14 protein-coding genes are annotated in these 17,888 nt (G+C 65.2%); 6 read left to right on the top strand and 8 right to left on the bottom strand.

The window, feature by feature from the left end; all coding sequences use genetic code 11:
• The first annotated feature begins 27 nt into the window (after nt 1-27).
• Nucleotides 28-366 carry an NHLP-related RiPP peptide gene (locus ABQY64_RS01395; RefSeq protein WP_349780158.1) on the top strand — a complete coding sequence of 113 codons (339 nt, stop codon included), beginning with the start codon at nt 28-30 and terminating at the stop codon, nt 364-366.
• Here the strand turns inward: ABQY64_RS01395 and ABQY64_RS01390 are convergent.
• The 4 genes from ABQY64_RS01390 to aceB all read right to left on the bottom strand — a co-directional run bounded on the left by ABQY64_RS01390 (nt 306) and on the right by aceB (nt 7,450).
• Nucleotides 306-2,966, bottom strand: coding sequence for a putative peptide modification system cyclase (locus ABQY64_RS01390; protein WP_349780157.1), 2,661 nt, complete (start codon nt 2,964-2,966; stop codon nt 306-308). The genes ABQY64_RS01395 and ABQY64_RS01390 overlap by 61 nt on opposite strands.
• 3 nt (nt 2,967-2,969) lie before the next feature.
• Nucleotides 2,970-4,046 (bottom strand): diguanylate cyclase, encoded by a 1,077-nt coding sequence (locus ABQY64_RS01385; protein WP_104574445.1) that lies wholly within the window; start codon nt 4,044-4,046, stop codon nt 2,970-2,972.
• 312 nt (nt 4,047-4,358) lie between these two features.
• Entirely contained in the window at nt 4,359-5,654 is a 1,296-nt protein-coding gene (gene aceA, locus ABQY64_RS01380; RefSeq protein ID WP_349780156.1) for an isocitrate lyase, read from the bottom strand.
• Nucleotides 5,655-5,833: 179 nt separating this feature from the next.
• The gene (gene aceB / locus ABQY64_RS01375; protein WP_349780155.1) at nt 5,834-7,450 is read right to left on the bottom strand and encodes a malate synthase A; all 1,617 of its coding nucleotides are present in this window, start codon (nt 7,448-7,450) and stop codon (nt 5,834-5,836) included.
• A 119-nt stretch (nt 7,451-7,569) separates the two neighbouring features.
• Here aceB and ABQY64_RS01370 point away from each other — a divergent pair, with 119 nt between their 5' ends.
• The 4 genes from ABQY64_RS01370 to ABQY64_RS01355 all read left to right on the top strand — a co-directional run bounded on the left by ABQY64_RS01370 (nt 7,570) and on the right by ABQY64_RS01355 (nt 11,465).
• Nucleotides 7,570-8,526, top strand: coding sequence for a LysR family transcriptional regulator (locus ABQY64_RS01370; protein WP_166769426.1), 957 nt, complete (start codon nt 7,570-7,572; stop codon nt 8,524-8,526).
• A gap of 377 nt (nt 8,527-8,903) precedes the next feature.
• Nucleotides 8,904-10,166 (top strand): cation:proton antiporter, encoded by a 1,263-nt coding sequence (locus ABQY64_RS01365; protein ID WP_349780154.1) that lies wholly within the window; start codon nt 8,904-8,906, stop codon nt 10,164-10,166.
• 145 nt (nt 10,167-10,311) lie between these two features.
• Nucleotides 10,312-11,040 carry a helix-turn-helix domain-containing protein gene (locus tag ABQY64_RS01360; protein ID WP_024939022.1) on the top strand — a complete coding sequence of 243 codons (729 nt, stop codon included), beginning with the start codon at nt 10,312-10,314 and terminating at the stop codon, nt 11,038-11,040.
• A 77-nt stretch (nt 11,041-11,117) separates the two neighbouring features.
• Nucleotides 11,118-11,465 (top strand): VOC family protein, encoded by a 348-nt coding sequence (locus ABQY64_RS01355; RefSeq protein ID WP_349780227.1) that lies wholly within the window; start codon nt 11,118-11,120, stop codon nt 11,463-11,465.
• A 158-nt stretch (nt 11,466-11,623) separates the two neighbouring features.
• On the opposite strand, the gene ABQY64_RS01350 is transcribed toward ABQY64_RS01355, so the two are convergent.
• Complete coding sequence (locus ABQY64_RS01350; protein ID WP_349780153.1) at nt 11,624-12,256, bottom strand: TetR/AcrR family transcriptional regulator; 633 nt, start codon at nt 12,254-12,256, stop codon at nt 11,624-11,626.
• 101 nt (nt 12,257-12,357) lie between these two features.
• On the opposite strand from ABQY64_RS01350, the gene ABQY64_RS01345 reads away from it, so the two are divergent.
• A complete protein-coding gene (locus ABQY64_RS01345) occupies nt 12,358-13,413 on the top strand; it encodes an MBL fold metallo-hydrolase (RefSeq protein ID WP_349780152.1) in 1,056 nt (351 codons plus the stop codon).
• 151 nt (nt 13,414-13,564) lie between these two features.
• Here ABQY64_RS01345 and lepB read toward each other — a convergent pair whose 3' ends face one another.
• The 3 genes from lepB to ABQY64_RS01330 form a co-directional block, all read right to left on the bottom strand.
• Nucleotides 13,565-14,191, bottom strand: coding sequence for a signal peptidase I (lepB, locus tag ABQY64_RS01340; RefSeq protein ID WP_349780151.1), 627 nt, complete (start codon nt 14,189-14,191; stop codon nt 13,565-13,567).
• Nucleotides 14,192-14,522: 331 nt separating this feature from the next.
• Entirely contained in the window at nt 14,523-16,691 is a 2,169-nt protein-coding gene (dcp, locus tag ABQY64_RS01335) for a peptidyl-dipeptidase Dcp (protein WP_349780150.1), read from the bottom strand.
• A 108-nt stretch (nt 16,692-16,799) separates the two neighbouring features.
• Nucleotides 16,800-17,816 carry an isoaspartyl peptidase/L-asparaginase family protein gene (locus ABQY64_RS01330; RefSeq protein ID WP_181123417.1) on the bottom strand — a complete coding sequence of 339 codons (1,017 nt, stop codon included), beginning with the start codon at nt 17,814-17,816 and terminating at the stop codon, nt 16,800-16,802.
• Nucleotides 17,817-17,888: the final 72 nt, after the last annotated feature.

Raw genomic sequence — 17,888 nt, 5'->3', positions numbered from 1 at the left:
TCCCTCACTCTCCAGGTAAGCCACACCATGACCGACGCAGCCAATAACACCCATCTTCCGTTTGATGCATCCACAGCCGACAAGCTGCTGGAGCTACTGGCAACCGACGACGACTTCCGCGACTGCTTTCAATGCAATCCGGCGCAGGCGCTTGCCCAGATCGGTGCACCTGGCGTGAGTGCGGACAACGCCGTCCCCAGCGTGGGAGAGGCTTATTACTGCATGAACACCAATCAGCTCGCATCCAAGCAGGACATTGCAGCGGCTCGTGCCGAGCTGCAAAGCTACCTGACCGAAAAGGCCAATCACACCGTGATCTTCGCCTTCGAGTCGGACAGCATGCGTTCCACCCTGCTGCGTAAATAAGCAGGCAGATTCGGTAAAGACCAGGCGCGCGCAAACGCCTGCGCCTGTTCGCGCGCCTCCTGGGTACGGCCGAGTGCGTGCAGCGACTCGGCCATCCAGAGCTGGGCCAGACGCGCATCGGCAACATTGAGCGGCTGCAGCGTTTGCGACGCATTTGCTTCGATGTAAGCACGCCCGCGATGGAGAAGCAGCCAACGTGCCTGTTGCAACGCCTCAGCGTGCCGACCGCTCTCGTGCAGTAGCGTGTAGAGCGTTACGCGTGTCTGAAAAAGATCACCATCGCTGACCGGCAGGCGTGCGATGGCTGCCGCACGGTCGCCCGACAACGCCAACTGCTGGGCTTCGACAATGGCGCGCAGGTCGGCAAGCACCGGCGTTTCATGCACAAGCGCCGGCTTGATCGCTGCGAGTGCGCGGGCGGTGAGGCTGTTATCGCCGCTCCGCTGCGCCTGGCTTGCGAGGATCAGCACCATCGCGGCATTGTCCTGCAGGTTTACCGTTGCCGATCCATCGTCAATGACAGCAGACACCAACCGATCAAACGTCGGCTTGAGCGCTGCCGCCGTCGCAAGGGATGGATCGACCAAAGCATCGCTCGTCACCGCAATGACCGAGAATTGGCGATGGTTGAAATCGTCGCCTTGCTTGCTGCGCGCCAAACCTTGTGCAATCGCTGCACGCGCAGCGGTCCAGTCGGCCTGATCGATTGCGATGCTGGTGCGATCGATCAATGGCACCACATCGTCGTTGGCGTAGCCTTTCTCGACGATCCTGTCGAGCGTTTGCTTCGCTTCGACATGGCGATTCAACACCGCCAGCGCGTTCGCCTGGCGCCGAAGCGGGCCGGCACGATCGGCATCACCGGGAATGGAAAAACGCTGCAGTGCCGCTTCGGCCTTTCCCTGTGCCAGCAGAATGCGTCCAACCCGATCGGTCGCGATCGCGCGCAGCGGGTCCTGCGGAACATCGGCCGCCTGCGCGTATGGCAACGCGTCGGCAAAATGATTGGCAACGAATAAGTGCCATGATGCGTTCGCGGTGCCGGCAAAATTGTCCGGGTAGAGCGAGGCCAGCGTTCTCCACAGCGTCAATGCCTTGTCGGGTGCTAGCAACTCGGCTGCCCATGCATCCATGTACAACTGGTCACGCTCAGGCAAACGCTGACGGAAACGAATTGCCTTCTCCAGGTAAGGAAGCGCACCACGGCGATCGGAGACCGCCACCTTGATGCGTGCCGCCCCCAGATACGCGAGCGCAAATTCCGGATCGATAGCCACCGCGCGCTCGAACAGCTCCAGCCCTTCTTTCCATTGGCCTTTCGCCGTCGCGTCGACCCCCAGGGCATAAGCCCGCAGCGCATCCAGGCTGGACGTTGTCACGGCGGGTAACGGCACGGAATTCTTGTCGATCGAAGCCACCACCTCACCCAGGCCCTGCCTGAGCTTGCGGGTCACCTGATCCACCGAGGACAGTGCCGATGGCAAGCCATCGCCTTGCACAAACTCCGAGTAGACCGTGGTCTGGGTCCGCGGATCCACCAACTCAACGCTGAAACGAAGCTTGCCGCCAATCTCCGCGACAGTCGGCAGCAGCACAGCGCTTGCACCATCGCGCAGCGCCACTTCCGAGGCGATCGCGCGATCGACGATTACGCGATCAGGATCGCGCTTCATCCGCGCCATGGTGTCGCGCACTTTCATCTCACTCAGGACATTGACGTAGCGCGACTGCTCCAGGCTGATGCGCAGCGCCTGGTCGAGCGAACTGTCGAGCAACGTATTGCCGGTGAGATTACGTAGATCTCCGACCACCACCCACCCACGTTCGGAGAACGCAATGGCTGGCTCGGAACGGGTGAAAAACCACGCCGACACGCACACGGCGACGACCAAGGCAGTTTCTGCCAACAGTGCCGCCGGCCGCCGCCACAGCGGAATATCCCGCCATGCCTTCGGCGAATGTTTCGGCGCGCGCAATGGCGTGACATCGATCTCACCAACCTCATAGATCTCCATAGGCGTGGGTACGCCCTTGAAGCGCCAGCGGCCGTGGGATTTCCACAGGATGCGTTCGCCGCGGTCGCCCAGTTCACGTGCGGCGCGGTGGGTCAACGACTCGGCCACTGCCGACAACAGGATCTGCCCGGGCCGCGCCATCGACATCAGGCGTGCGGCGGTGGGCTTGGCCAGGCCTTCGACTTCCAGCGGTTTGGCACCGATGCTGACCGCTTCGTCGCTATTGCGCCAGGTCAGCACTTCGCCGACGTGCAGGCCCTGGCGCGCGCATAGCGTCAGCGCGCGCGCATCGCCCATCGCCTTGAGGCCGCGGGCGTAATCCAACGCAAAGCCCAGGCCGTCGATGGGGCGATCGAACAACAGCAACAATCCGTCCGAGCGGTCGATCAGCCGGCCGCGCCACTGCTGCTGCAGTTTGACCACCAACCGATCGTGCTCGCGAAATAGCGCGGCGGCGGCATTGTCACCGATGCGCTCGACCAGCGCGGTCGAGTCGCACAGGTCGGTCAGCAGCAAGGTGCGCAAGCGCGGCGCCTGGGTCGCTTCCGACGACGCATCCTTGCGTGCGTGGGTGCGGGCGCTCATTGCTCAGCGATTGTCCGACGTGGCTGCGTTGCCGGCTGGCTGCGTGCTGCCCGACCCCAGCGCTTCATGCATGCACAGCACATTGCCGCCTTGCCGCTTTGCTTCGTACAGCGCGCTGTCGGCCAGCGTGTACCAATCGTTCCATGCCGCGTCGGCATCGATCATGCACAGGCCCAGGCTGACCGAGCAGCCCTGCTCGCTCTGGCCGTTCCACAGCCGCGCTTCCACTGCGCGCACGATGCATTCGCCGATGTGATGCAGCAGCTCCCGGGTGCCCTGCGCGACCAGCACGCAGAATTCGTCGCCTCCGAGCCGGCAGGCAAGGTCACCGTCGGCGATCACCGAACGCAGCGCGTGGGCGACGTTCTGCAGCACGCGGTCGCCAGCGAGATGGCCGAATTCGTCGTTGATGCGCTTGAAACGGTCGCAATCGATCAGGATCAGACCCACCCCGGGCACGCGACCGGCGCGCCGGCATTCCTGCAGATGCAGGGCGAGCCCGCGGCGGTTGTGCAGGCCGGTGAGTTCGTCGGTGCGGCTGAGTTCTTCGGTGTGGTTGAGCTGGTGCGAGGTGACGTAGAGGTTGTCCAGCGCCGCTTCCAGGTCGTGGTTGCGCCGGCGCAGCTGGCGGATCAGCAGCTGCTCGTTGTTGACCACGCGCACGATGGAGCGGCGCAGGAAATGCGCCACCATCGACGGGTCGTGATCGACCAGGCGCTGGAAGTCCTCGTGCGCCAGTTCGATCAAACGGGTGTCGGTGGATGCGCTGGCGCCGGCACTGCGCGCATGGTCGCCGATCAACAGGCCAAGTTCGCCGAAGAATTCGCCCGGGCCCAGGTGCTTGAGCATCAGGTCTTCGCCGAAATCCAGATCGATCTGGCCACTGACCACGATGAACATCTGCGTGCCCACTGCACCGCGCTCGAACAGCGCCTGGCCGGCGGCCAATTCGCGGGCGCGGCCAAAGCGGGCGAAAAACCCCAGCTCTTCGGCAGTCATGAGCGCATGCAGCCCGTCCGACAGCGTCTTTGCAACGCTCCCCGTCGGCTCCACTGCGCCGGCAGTGTTATGGCACGTCATCCCAAAATCCCTTAGACCGACCTGCAGCGCCGGCCTGCCTCAGCATCGTACAGGAGCGTTTTGTTCAGCACCAGGTCACACTCCCTCTCATTAAGCTTGAGACGAAATGACGGGTATTGGCAAAAAAAATCGGGCTCGGTTTCCCGAGCCCTTCTCCCCTCCTGGCAGTGCGCGCCAACCGTCTGCAGCAGACCGCGAGCGATACGAGCGCCGTTTTGCGGTGCTGGTGCGGGCTTGCCAGCGGGCAAAGACCGCACGCTCCGATCCATCCCGCGGCCTGCTGGCAGGCGTTTGCGGCGCCTGTGCGCTGGGTTACGCGGCCTTCTCGCCATGAAACTGCTCCTCCTCGGTCGAGCCACGCAGCGCGGTGGTGGACGACTGGCCCTGCTGGATTGCCTGCGTCACCGCGTCGAAATAGCCGGTGCCCACCTCGCGCTGATGCTTGACCGCGGTAAAGCCCATCTCGGCCGCCGCAAACTCGGCCTGCTGCAACTCGACGAAGGCGCTCATCTGGCGGCGTGCGTAGCCGTGCGCCAGGTTGAACATGCCGTAGTTCAAGGCATGGAAGCCGGCCAGGGTGATGAACTGGAATTTATAGCCGTAGCTCGCCAACTCGGTCTGGAATTTGGCGATGGTGGCGTCATCCAGGTTCTTCTTCCAGTTGAAGCTCGGCGAGCAGTTGTAGGCCAGCAATTTGCCGGGGAATCTTGCATGGATGGCTTGCGCAAAGGCGCGCGCAAAGTCCAGATCCGGCTTGCCGGTCTCGCACCAGATCAAATCCGCGTACGGCGCATAGGCCAGCCCGCGGCTGATGGCCTGATCCAGCCCGTTGCGCGTCTTGAAGAAGCCTTCGACGGTGCGCTGCCCGGTGGTGAACGGCTGGTCGTTGGCATCCACGTCGCTGGTGATCAGATCGGCCGCCTCGGCATCGGTGCGCGCGATCAGCAGCGTGGGCACACCCAGCACATCGGCCGCCAGACGCGCGGCATTCAACTTTTCGATTGCCTCGCGGGTGGGTACCAACACCTTGCCGCCCATGTGGCCGCACTTCTTCACCGACGCCAGCTGATCCTCGAAGTGCACGCCGGCCGCGCCGGCTTCGATCATCGCCTTCATCAACTCGAAGGCGTTGAGCACGCCGCCAAAGCCGGCCTCGGCATCGGCCACGATCGGCTGCAGGAAGTCGATCTCGTCGTTGCCTTCGGCGTGATGCAGTTGATCGGCACGCAACAAGGTATTGTTGATGCGCTTGACCACCGCCGGCACCGAGTCGGCCGGATACAGCGACTGGTCCGGATACATCTGCCCGGCCAGGTTCGCATCGGCGGCGACCTGCCAGCCGGACAGGTAGATCGCCTTCAACCCGGCCTTGACCTGCTGCATCGCCTGGTTGCCGGTCAACGCGCCCAGCGCATTGACGAACGGCGCGGCGTGCAATGCATTCCACAACTTGTCCGCGCCCAGCCGCGCCAGCGAATGCTCGACATGTACGGTGCCGCGCAAGCGCACCACGTCGGCGGCGGTGTAGTTGCGGGTGATGCCGGCCCAGCGCGGGTTGCTGGCCCAGTCTTGCTGGATCTGTTCGGCGGTCTGCAGTGTGCTGCTCATGGTGCGTTCTCCTGGCAGGGATACGACGGATGCAACGAGGAAGGAAGGGCGCAATGACACGCGCGCCGGGCATGGCAAGGCCGTCGTTGCGCGCGTGGGCGCAACCGGCGGTGTGGTGCATGACGTGGATGGACTGCAGCGACAGCGCGCGTGCGCCGGCGTGTCGCTGCAGCGTTGGCTCAATCGATCAGGCGATACGCCGGCACGGTGAGGAAGTCGGCCAGCGCATCGGCATGGCTGAGTGTATCCAGCAGTGCAATGGCGTCGTCGATGCGCGCGGCGCCCGGCAGTGCATCGGTCGCGCCCAGGCGTGCCGGCAGCGCACGCAACGTGGCCTGCAACAGGGGCTGATCGATCGCAGTGCCGTCGTCCAGGTGCTGGCCGTGATGCAACCACTGCCACAGCTGCGCGCGGCTGATTTCGGCAGTGGCGGCGTCTTCCATCAGGTTGTGGATGGGCACGCATCCATTGCCGTCCAGCCAGGCGGCCAGATAACGCACGCAGACTTCGACATTGCCCTCGAACCCGGCGCGGGTGACGGTGCCCGGTGAAGGCGCGATCAGCATGTCGCGCGTCACCTGCACGTCGTTGCGCAAGACATGCTGCTGATGCGCGGTGGGCATGTGCTCGTCGAAGATCTTCATCGCCACCGGAATCAACGCCGGATGCGCCACCCAGGTGCCATCGTGCCCGGTGCTGACTTCGCGCAGCTTGTCGGCACGCACGCGCGCCATCGCCTGCTCGTTGGCGGCCTCGTCGTGATTGATCGGAATCTGCGCGGCCATGCCGCCCATCGCATGCGCGCCGCGGCGATGGCAGGTCTTGATCAACAGTTCCGAATACGCCTTGAGGAAGGGCTGGGTCATGGTGACCTGGCCACGTTCGGGCAGCACGCGGTCGCGATGCGCGCGGAAGGTTTTCAGATACGAAAAGATGTAATCCCAGCGGCCACAATTGAGCCCGACGATGCGCTCGCGCAGCGCGTGCAGGATCTCGTCCATCTCGAACACCGCCGGCAGCGTTTCGATCAGCACGGTCACCTTGATCTGCCCGTGCGGCAGGCCAAGCATCGCTTCGATATGCGCCAGCGCGGTCTCCCACAGCGCGGCTTCTTCCATGCTCTGCAACTTGGGCAGATACAGATACGGGCCACGGTCCTTGGCCAGCAGCGCGCGGCCGTTATGGAAGGCGAACACCGCCGCATCGAACAGGCCGCCAGCCAGCGGCTGCCCATCGATGAGCACGTGCTTCTCATCCAGATGCCAGCCGCGCGGGCGCACGATCAACACCGCACGCTCGGCTTCCGGGCGCAACGCGTAATGCTTGCCGTTGGGCGCATCGAAGCTGAGCTCGCCGCGCACCGCAGCGGCCAGCGTGCGCTGGCCGGCCAGCAGGTTGCGCCAGGTCGGCGCGGTGGAATCCTCGAAGTCGGCCATGAACACCTTGGCGCCGGAGTTCAGCGCGTTGATGACCATCTTCGGATCGGTGGGGCCGGTGATCTCCACGCGGCGGTCCTGCAGTGCCGACGGCAGTGCGGCGACGCGCCAGTCGCCATCGCGGATGGCGCGGGTGTCTGGGCGGAAGTCCGGCAGCTGGCCGGCATCGAACTCGGCCTGGCGGGCGCGCCGCTGGGCCAGGCGCTGCTGGCGACCGGGTTCGATCGCGCGGTGCAACGACACCAGCAAGGCCAGCGCGGCGGCCGGCAGCAGTTCTGCCTGGCCTGCGATCTGCATGGTCAGCGACAGACCGGGCGTGGCGCGTTCGGTAGGACGTGGGGCAAAAGCGGTGGCAGACATGTCTGGGAGTCCTTGTGCGTCCGGACCTGCACCGTGCTCCGCTAGCAACTATTTGACAAAGCAGTTTTATCAATGCTGTAAATAAGCCTGACTTATATTGGGTTTCAGAACATACCCATATGGCGCCAACCCCGCGATTTTCATACAAATCCGACCGGCTCAAGCCGCTGCGCGCGTTCTGCCAGACGGTGCGTCTGGGTTCTGTCTCACGGGCGGCTGAGGCGCTGTACGTGAGCCAGCCGGCGGTGACGCTGCAACTGCAGGCGCTGGAACGCGACCTGGGCGTGGCCTTGTTCGAGCGCTCGGGGCGCCGCATGGCACCCAGCCGCGAGGGCCAGTTGCTCTACGACATGGCACTGCCGCTGGTGGAAAGCCTGGACGGGCTGGAGACGAGCTTTCGCGAGAAGGTGCGTGGGCTGGATGCGGGCGAGCTCAATATCGCCGCCAACAGCTCCACCATCCTGTACCTGCTGCCGCGCATCGTGGCGAACTTCCGCGCGCGCCACCCGGACGTGCGGCTGACCCTGCATAACGCCATCAGCGCCGACGGCACCGACCTACTGCGCGAAGACGCAGTGGACCTGGCGATCGGCTCGATGCTGGACGTGCCGGCCGACCTCAACTACGCGCCGGTGTACCGCTTCGAACAGCTGTTGATCACCCCGCCCGACCACCCCTTGGCCAGCAAGTCCACGGTCACACTGCAGGATCTGTCGCCGTATCCGCTGATCCTGCCACCGCGCCGGCAGGTGACCTATCGGTTGGTCGATCTGATCTTCCAGCAGGCACGGGTGCCCTACACCGTGGCGCTGGAGGTGGGCGGCTGGGAAGTGATCAAGCAATACGTGGCGATGGACATGGGCATCTCCATCGTCACCGCGATCTGCGTCACCGATGCAGACCGCGACAAACTCGCCACCCGCTCGCTGAAGGACTACTTCCCCACCCGCAGTTATGGCGTGGTGGTGCGCAAGGGCAAATATCTATCGCCGCAGGCGCGTGCCTTTATCGAGCTGATCCAGCCGGATCTGTTTACCCCGCGCGGGTATGACGAGAGTGGCGATTCGGAGCGGTGAGTCTGCTGCCTGCTGTGCAGGCATGAGCTCGCATCGCGCCTGAGCTTGCTCGCCAGGCACCGCGCATGAGGCCGCTACGCGCGCTCCATCTGCGATGCCGTGTGCGACATGCGGGTTGCCGTTGAAGGCGTCGTTCGATCAAGCCGTGCAAGCGCACACAAGCAGCACCGACGACGGTTCCCGCCTACAGCGCGAACCACGCCGCATTGCCGCAGCATGTCGGCTCGATGCAAACGCACGGCGGTTGTCGTCATAGACTAGGCCGATGCTGTGGGGACGGCATGTCACCGCTGATCAGTCCGGGGAAACAACTGACCAGATGCGCAACCGTTCCGCACTGCATGGGCGAGCCGACTCAACCAACCAAGGCTGACGCAATGAATCCGACCATGTTATTGCTGGTGCAGTTGGCGCTGATCCTGGGCGCGGCGCGTGCATGCGGTGCGCTGCTGCAACGCTTCGGGCAGCCGCCGGTGATCGGCGAAATGGCCGCCGGCCTGCTGCTGGGGCCGATTGCATTCGGCGCGTGGCTGCCGGAGTTGCATGACATGTTGTTCGCCGCCAGCAGCTTGCCGCCGCTGTCGGGCCTGGCCAACATCGGCGTGGTGCTTTTCATGTTCATCGTCGGCGTGGAATTGCGTGCGCCGGAAGGCACCACTGCGCAGGTGCGCGCGTCAGTACTGGTGGGGCTGTCCGGTATCGTGCTGCCGTTGCTGCTGGGGCTGGCCGCCGCATCGTGGTTGTTTGCGCGCTTTGCTCCGCAAGGCATCGGCTTCTGGCCCTTTGCCTTGTTCATTGCCGCAGCGATGTCGGTGACTGCGTTTCCGGTGCTGGCGCGCATCCTCAAGGACCGCAACATGACGCGCACGCCGGCCGGCCGCCTGGCCCTGGGCGCGGCGGTGATCGACGATGCCACGGTGTGGATGTTCCTGGCGATCGTGCTCACCCTGACCGGCGGCAACAGCCATGGCGGCGTTGCGTTCACTGCGGCCGGTGCGGTGGTGCTGATTGAGGTGGTGTTCGGCGTGTTGAAGCCGGTGTATGCGCGCGTGCTCACCCCGCGCGCAAGCGATGGAGGCTATGCGTCAACTGCGCTGGTGTGGGTGCTGATCGGTGTGCTGGCCTGCGCCGCAGCGGCTGAATGGATCGGCCTGCATGCGATCTTCGGCGCATTCCTGTTCGGCATCTGCGTACCGCGCGATGACCGCCTGCTGGAACACCTGGCGGGGCGCATCGAACCCCTGGCGATCACCCTGCTGATGCCGGTGCTGTTTGCGGTCGCCGGCCAGGCCACCAGCCCCGGCGTGTTCGTCGGCGCAGGTGTGGCCGGCTTTGCGCTGGTGGTCGGCGTGGCGGTGACCGGCAAGCTGGTCGGCTGCACCCTGGGCGCGCGCCTGGGCGGCCACGATTGGCGCGATAGCCTGAGCGTGGGTTCGCTGATGAACGCACGCGGCCTGATGGAACTGGTGGTGATCAAGATCGGCCTGGACAGCGGCGTGATCGGGCCCGACCTGTTCACCCTATTGTTCGGCATGACGCTGGTGACCACGGTGATGGCCTCGCCGATGGTGGCCTGGTTGCAACGCGGCCGGCACACTGTCACCGCCAACGTGCTGGGCGCGGGCAACCGGCCGCATTGACGAGGCAGCGCCAGCCTGCCGGATGCGGCCACGATGGTTGCGTCGGCGCGGGCCTGCGATGTCGACCGAATGCGGTCGACGCCATGCACTCTCATCGCCGCGGCCACCGAGCCGCACGGCATCCACCTCTTCGCACAACACACTGATGTCCGAACTCTCCGAGTCCTGTTATGCCGAGAGCCCGGCACCGCCGGCGTTACACGCGCAGCTGCAGTGCAGTTGGCGTTTTCGCCAGGGCACGGCCGCAACGGACCCCGTGCTGGTCTTGCCCGATGGCAGCGTCGATCTGATCTGGGATGGCACGCTGCTGTTGGTTGCCGGGCCCGATCGCACCGCCGCCATGGCAGCGCTGGCACCGGGCAGTGCGCTGAGCGGGGTGCGCCTGGCAGCGGGTGCGGCAGCCGGCCTGCTGAAGCTCCCGCTACATGCCATTGCCGACCAACGCGTTGCACTGGAATCGCTGTGGGGCGTGCAAGGGCGCACCTGGCAACACCGCCTGGAAGACGGTGCCGACCCGCTGCACACCTTGCAGGCGCTGTGTCGACAGCACGGCACATCGCAAGACCGCCAGATGGCGTGGCTGTTCGATCGATTGAGTGCCGGCACCCCCGCCCGGCTGAGCGAATTGACCCAGGCCCTGGGTCTCAGCGAGCGCTCGTTGCGCCGTCGCTGCCAGGATGCGTTCGGCTATGGCAGCAAGACGCTGGAGCGGGTGCTGCGTCTGCAGCGCTTTTTGCGTATCGCCGGCCAGCACCGCAGTCTGACCGACGCCGCGCTGGATGCCGGTTACGGCGATGCGCCGCACCTGGTGCGCGATGCGCGCCAGCTCACCGGCCTGAGCCCACGCGTGTTGGTACGGCGCCACGCACGCTGAGTTGGCCGTTTTCGCCAAGCCAGGCACGCGCGCCGACTGCATGCTGTACCTCCACTCCCGGAGGACGCCACGCCATGATCGACAACACGCCGCAGCACCGCATCGACTACCTCGAATTCGCCGTCGACTCGATCGCCGTCGCCAAGGCTTTTTACGCGCAAGCCTTCGACTGGACGTTTCAGGATTATGGCCCGGATTACTGCGAATTCCGCGACGGCCGGCTGAGCGGCGGCTTCTTCCACGGCCCCGCCCAGCCCGGTGGTGCGCTGGTGGTCCTGGCCTCCGACGACCTCGCCTACAGCCAGGCACGCATCGAAGCGGCGGGCGGGCAGATCACCAGGCCGGTCTTTGCGTTTCCCGGCGGGCGACGTTTTCATTTCACCGATCCGCATGGCTATACGCTGGCGGTGTGGTCGAAGGACTGAGCGCGCAACATGCGCAGGCTGCAGCGGCATGGGTTGCACAGACAGCGCGGCGCAAGACGCAGTCGTTGCCCTGCAGCGCTGCGGTCGACCTGCAATGCGAGGAAGATACGGCCTGCGATGCGGGGCGGCGCGGCGCTGGCACGCGCATCGCAGGGCCATCACTCGCGCCCGTACAAACCCAGGAACATCGCCACCGCCGATTCGGCCACCTGGGTGCGTTGCTGCGGCGACAGCGGCGGCTGGCCCATGGCGATCTGCGGCCAGAACGCGAAGCCCTTGATCAGTGCCTGCAGTTGCTGCGCGCCGACCTCCGGCTCCACGCCCGCCAGCCGGCCGTCGGCCAGTGCGGCGCGCACCCAGGTGGTGGTGCCTTCTTCCTTGCTGCCCAATTGCGCGATCAGCGCACGCGCGCGCTCGGGCGAATGGATGCCTTCGGCAATGGCGACACGCGACAGGTCGATAAACGCCGGGTCGTCGAGCAGGTGTAGCTTCTGCTGCAGCAGCTGGATCAGCTGCGCGCGCAGCGGCTGGTCGGACCGGTAGACAAGATTCACCGCGTCGGCGCTGCGTTGCCACAGCCCGCGCAGGATCTCGCCGAACAGCGCGTCCTTGCTGGGGAAATGGTTGTAGACGGTGCGCTTGGACACGCCCGCGGTGGCCGCCACACGGTCCATGCTGGTGGCCTCGAAGCCATGCCGGCGGAACTCGACAATGGCCGCCTCGACGATGGCGTGGCGCTTGCGGTCGGTCAGCCGCTGCGGCGCGGGCTGGGGGGAAGATGCGCTCGACATCGGATCATTTTACACCGGACAGTTTACTTTCAGCCGAATGAAACTACACTGCTCAGTGTAATTTTCTCCTGCTGTCGTTCCCTGCCCCGGTCGGACTCCCCATGGCTTCCTCTCGCCCCTTCCCGTATGCCGATTCGCCGCAGTTCCGCGGCGGCCGGTTCCGCAATGCGTTGCCGCTGCCGACCACCGCGCTCAGCCTGCGCAAGCAGATCGGTCTGATCTGGACCTTCCTCTTCGACAAACCCAGCACCACGGTGCCGTCCGCGCCACTACCGGTACAGCCGCTGACACGCGCGCAGCTGCTCGCCGCGCCCGATCGCAGCCTGTATCGCCTGGGCCATTCCACCGTGCTGATGAAGCTGGCCGGTGGCCTGTGGCTGACCGACCCGGTGTTCTCCAGGCGCGCCTCGCCGGTGCCGTTTGCCGGGCCCAAGCGCTTCCATGCGCCACCGATCGCGCTGGACGAGCTGCCGCCACTGGCCGGGGTGATCCTGTCGCACAACCATTACGACCACCTCGACCGCGCCAGCATCCGTGCCCTGGCCGACCGCGTCGGCGTGTTCGTCGCGCCCCTGGGCGTGGGCGATCTGCTGGTGCGCTGGGGCGTGGACCCGGGCAAGGTGCGCCAGCTGGACTGGTGGGACACGATCAACATCGATGGCCTGCAACTCACCGCCACCCCGTCCCAGCATTTTTCCGGGCGCGGCCTGTTCGACAGTGGGCGTTCGCTGTGGTGCTCCTGGGCGATCCAGGAGCGCGAGCTGCGCGTGTTCTTCAGCGGCGACGGCGGCTATGGCCCGCACTTCAAGACCATCGGCCAACAGCTCGGTCCGTTCGACGTGGCGCTGATCGAAAACGGCGCCTACGACCAGCAGTGGCCGCATGTGCACATGCAGCCGGAGCAGAGCCTGCAGGCCTATCTGGACGTCGGCGGGCAGACCCTGCTGCCGATCCACAACGGCACCTTCGACCTGGCCATGCACGCGTGGCAGGAACCGCTGGACCGGATCGTGGCCTTGGCCGACAGCGCCGGCGTTGCGCTGGCGACGCCGCGCATGGGCGAGCGGGTGGATCTGAACGCGCCCGGCAATCGCCTACGCTGGTGGCGACAGGATGCTGCGACTCAGGCGTCGGATGGCCTGGTGGCGCCGCGCTAGCCAATGCATGAGTGGTGGCGTTCGCGCGTTTGCCTGGGCCATTGCCATCGAAGCAACGTGTGCGATAACTGCCGACAGAGCCCTGCGCTGCTTCGCTAACGCAGGGCGCTAACGCCGTTGCTTCTGCTGGCGTGTACGCGCAGACCATGCATCACAGGCGCTGCCACTCCAGCCCTTCGCCACGCCGGTAATACACCGCCACCGCCTTGCCGTAGACAGCCGCTGCATCGACCAATCCGAAGTAACGTCCATCCAGGCTGTTGCCGCGGTGATCGCCCAGCATCAGCAGCTTGCCGGGCGGCACAGTCAGCCCGGCGATGTTCGGGCCGCCGCCATTGCCAAGATTCAACTGCGCCAGGTGCGCGCCGAAGCGTTCGGCATCGCCACCTTCCACTGCCAACGGCTTGTGGTTGATCTGCAGATGGCCATCGATCAGGTCGACCCGGTCGCCTGCCACCGCCACCACACGCTTGATCAGGCGTGTGCCATCGCGCGGCGAATCGAATACCACCACCTCGCCACACTGCGGTCGATCGCCATCGACGAGGATGCGGTTGCTCAACGGCAGTCGCCAGCCGTAGGCATGCATGTCCACCACCACCCGATCGCCCGGCTCCAGGGTGGGCTGCATCGAACCGCTCGGCACCTGGTAGTGATTGGCGAACGAGGACCGCGCTGCAGTCATCAGCACCAGCAGCACCAACAACGGCAGCAGTTCCTTGCGCGACCAGTGCGCGGCGCGTTGCAGACGTGAGGTGGTCGCAGTGGCTTGGCTCATGAGGCACCTGTTGGTGTGAATGATGGCGGGGGATGGCCTGCTGAAGATGCGCTTGCGCAGCGGGTCGGTGGAAGTGACGAAAGGCATGGCACCAGTTGGGTGTTACTTCGAATGCTGCTTCGGTCACTGCTCCGCTATTGCCAGTTCCGCTGCGGGCTGGCGGCCCCAAAAGGCAACAGCAAAGCACCACCGGCAAAGGCAGTCGCAACACCATCACCTGATGCACGCATCCACAAACAAAAACGGGATGGCGCGTGGCCATCCCGTTTCGATTGCTGTTGCAGCTACTGCACACGCATGCGCCAACGACGCAGGCGCGTCACCCAGTCGCTCACTCCGTCAGACCGCGATTTTCCAGCAGCGCCTTGACGCTGGGATCCTTGCCGCGGAAATCGCGATACAACGTGGCCAGGTCGACGGTATTGCCGCGCGAAAGGATCTTGGCGCGGAAGATGTCGCCGTTCTTGCGGTTCAAGCCACCGTTTTCCTTGAACCATTCGAACGCGTCGTCGTCGAGCACTTCCGACCAGAAGTACGCGTAATACCCGGCCGAATAACCGCCGCCCCAGATGTGGTCGAAATAGCTGCTGCGATAACGTGGCGGCACTTCAGCCAGGTCCACCTTGAAACGCTTCAAGGCGTCGGCTTCGAACTTGCTCACGTCCTGCAGCGGCGCGTCGGCAGGCTGGGTATGCCAGGCCAGATCGAGCAACGCGGCCGACAGGTACTCGGTGGTCGCGTAGCCGCTGTTGAAGGTCTTGGCCTTCTTGATCTTCTCCACCAGCTCGGCCGGCATCGCCGCGCCAGTCTGGTAGTGCTTGGCGTAATTGGCGAAGACCTTGGGATCGGACGCCCAGTGCTCGTTGAACTGCGAGGGGAACTCGACGAAGTCGCGCGATGTGCTGGTGCCGGCGATCGAGGGGTACTTCACCTTGGAGAACATGCCGTGCAGCGCGTGGCCGAACTCATGGAACAGCGTGGTGACGTCATCGAAGCTCAGCAGCGCCGGCTGGCCGGCGGCCGGCTTGGTGAAGTTGCAGACGTTGTAGACCACCGGCTTGGCGCCGGTGAGACCGTCCTGCTCGACGAATACATCCATCCAGGCGCCGCCGGACTTGCTGTCGCGCTTGAAGTAGTCGGTGTAGAACAGCGCCATCGAGGTGCCGTCCGCGTCGAACACTTCATACACCTTCATGTCCGCGTGATAGGTCGGGATGTCGGTGCGCTGCTTGAAGGTGATGCCGTACAACTGCGTGGCCGCGTAGAAGACGCCGTTCTGCAGCACGTTGTCCAGCTCGAAATACGGCTTGATCTGCGCCTCGTCCAGGTCGTACTTGGCCTTGCGCACCTGTTCGGCGTAGAAGTCCCAATCGGAGGCGGCGAGTTTGAAGTCTCCCTTCTGCGCGTCGATCACCTTCTGCATCTCGGCCACTTCGCGGCGCGCCTTGGCGGTGGCGGCCGGCACGGTGTCGGTCAGCAGCTTGAGCGCGGCGTCCGGGGTCTTGGCCATCTGGTCGCCCAGACTGTAGGCGGCGTAATTGTCGAAGCCGAGCAGCTTGGCCTTTTGTGCGCGCAGCTGCGCCAGGCGCTGGATGGTCTGGCGGGTGTCGTTGGCATCGCCCTTTTCCGCGCGTGTTTCCGAGGCCTTGAGCACGTCGGCGCGCAGCTGACGGTCCTTCAGCGAGGCCAGCACCGGCTGCTGGGTGGTGTTCTGCAGGGTCAGCAGATACTTGCCGTCGAGCTTGCGCGCCTTGGCCGCATCGGCGGCGGCGGCGATGTCGCCCTCGCTCAGGCCGTCGAGCCTGGCCTTGTCGTCCACCACCACCGCACCGGCGGCCGAGGCGGCTACCAGACGGGTATGGAACTGGGTGGAGAGCGTGGTTTCTTCGATATTGAGCTTGCGCAGGCTGGCCTTGTCGGCCTCCGACAGCTGCGCACCGGCACGCACCAGCTCTTCGTAGTCGCGCTCGACCAGACGCTTCTGCTCCGGCTCCAGGTTCAGCGTGTCGCGCTGGTCATAGATCGTCTTGACGCGTGCGAACAGCTTCGGGTCGAGATTGATCTCGTCCTGGTGCGCAGCCAGCTTGGGCGCGATCTCTTCCTGGATCTTCTGGCGTGCATCGCTGGTATCGGCCTGCACCAACCCGAAGAAGATGCGCGACACGCGCGTGAGCGTTTCGCCGCTGCGCTCCATCGCCTCGATGGTGTTGTCGAAGCTGGGCGGCTCGGGGTTGTCGGCGATCTTGCGGATGTCGGCCAGGTGCAGGCGCATGCCTTCTTCGAAGGCCGGCAAGTAATCGGCGTCCTTGATCTTGTCGAACGGCGGCGCCTGGAACGGCAGCGTGCTGGCGGTCAGCAGCGGGTTCGGCGCGGCATCCGCGGCCGGGGTGGTGGCGGTCTTTTCGGGCACGGTGGTGGACTCCTTACCGGACGAATCTTTTCCAGAACAAGCAGCCAGTGCCAGGGTGATGGCAGCGGCCAGAACGACGGTACGCGACATGGCGTGTGATTCCTGAGTGGGTAGCGCAGCCGGTCACGCTAGCGGGTTTGCGCAGCGTCGGCATGTGCCGTTGGATTGGGAAGATGGGTGCGGTTGAGAATGCGCGCGCTACAGCGTCTCGTCCTTGAAGATCGCCACGTGCGGGGTGCCGTCGGCGCCGATCCAGCCGCGGTACATGCCTTCGGTATTGAACGGGAATGCGGCGTTGCCCTGCGCATCCAGCGCGATGGCGCCGCCGTCGCCGCCGGCCTTGGGAATCTCCTGGTCGATCACCGTGTCGGCGGCCTGTTGCAACGACTGCCCGGCGTATTTCATGCGTGCACAGATGTCGTAGGCGGCCACCGCGCGGATGTAGAACTCGCCCCAGCCGGTGCCGGACACCGCGCACTGGCTGTTGGCGTAGGTGCCGGCGCCGATGATCGGCGCATCGCCGACGCGGCCATAGCGCTTGTTGGTCATGCCGCCGGTGGAGGTGCCGGCGGCCAGGTGTCCCGCGCGATCCAGCGCCAGCGCGCCCACCGTGCCGAAATGCTTGGCGGTTTCCAGGTCCAGTTCGGCCTGCGCCTGGCGGTCACCGGCTTCGGCCTTGCGCGCTTTCTGCAGTTGCTGCCAGCGCTTGTCAGTGCGGAAATAACCCGGGTCGACCAACGTGACGCCCTGCTCGCGCGCGAATTGTTCGGCGCCGTCACCGACCAGCATCACGTGCTTGGAATGGTCCATGACGCTGCGCGCTAGCTGGATCGGGTTCCTGACCGTGTGCACGCCGGCAATCGCGCCGGCCTTGCCGGTGGCGCCGTCCATGATTGCGGCATCCAGTTCGTTCTTGCCGTCATGGGTAAACACCGCGCCGCGCCCGGCGTTGAACTGCGGCGCATCCTCCAGCACGGTGATTGTGGCCGCCACCGCATCCACCGCACTGCCGCCACCTTGCAGCACCGCATGCCCGGCGCGCAGCGCGCGTTGCATCGCCTCGCGCGCCTGCGCCTGTTCCTCGCTGGAAAGGCTGGATTTTTCTACCCCGGCGCCGCCGTGGATCACCAGCATCGGCGTGGCCGCCAGCAGCGGGCCGGCAGCAAGCAGGAGCGAGAGCGACAAACACAGTGCGCGTGCGGACAAGCCCATCATGGTGTTTCCTCGGTGGAGGCAGCGAGGTGCCTGGCGGCGCCGGTCATAACTGCAGGCGACCGGCAGCGACAA

Source organism: Xanthomonas sp. WHRI 7065 (genome assembly GCF_040203115.2).
Lineage (GTDB): Bacteria > Pseudomonadota > Gammaproteobacteria > Xanthomonadales > Xanthomonadaceae > Xanthomonas > Xanthomonas arboricola.
Note: the sequence above shows the minus strand (reverse complement) of the source record. Positions and strands in the feature narration are given on the sequence as shown.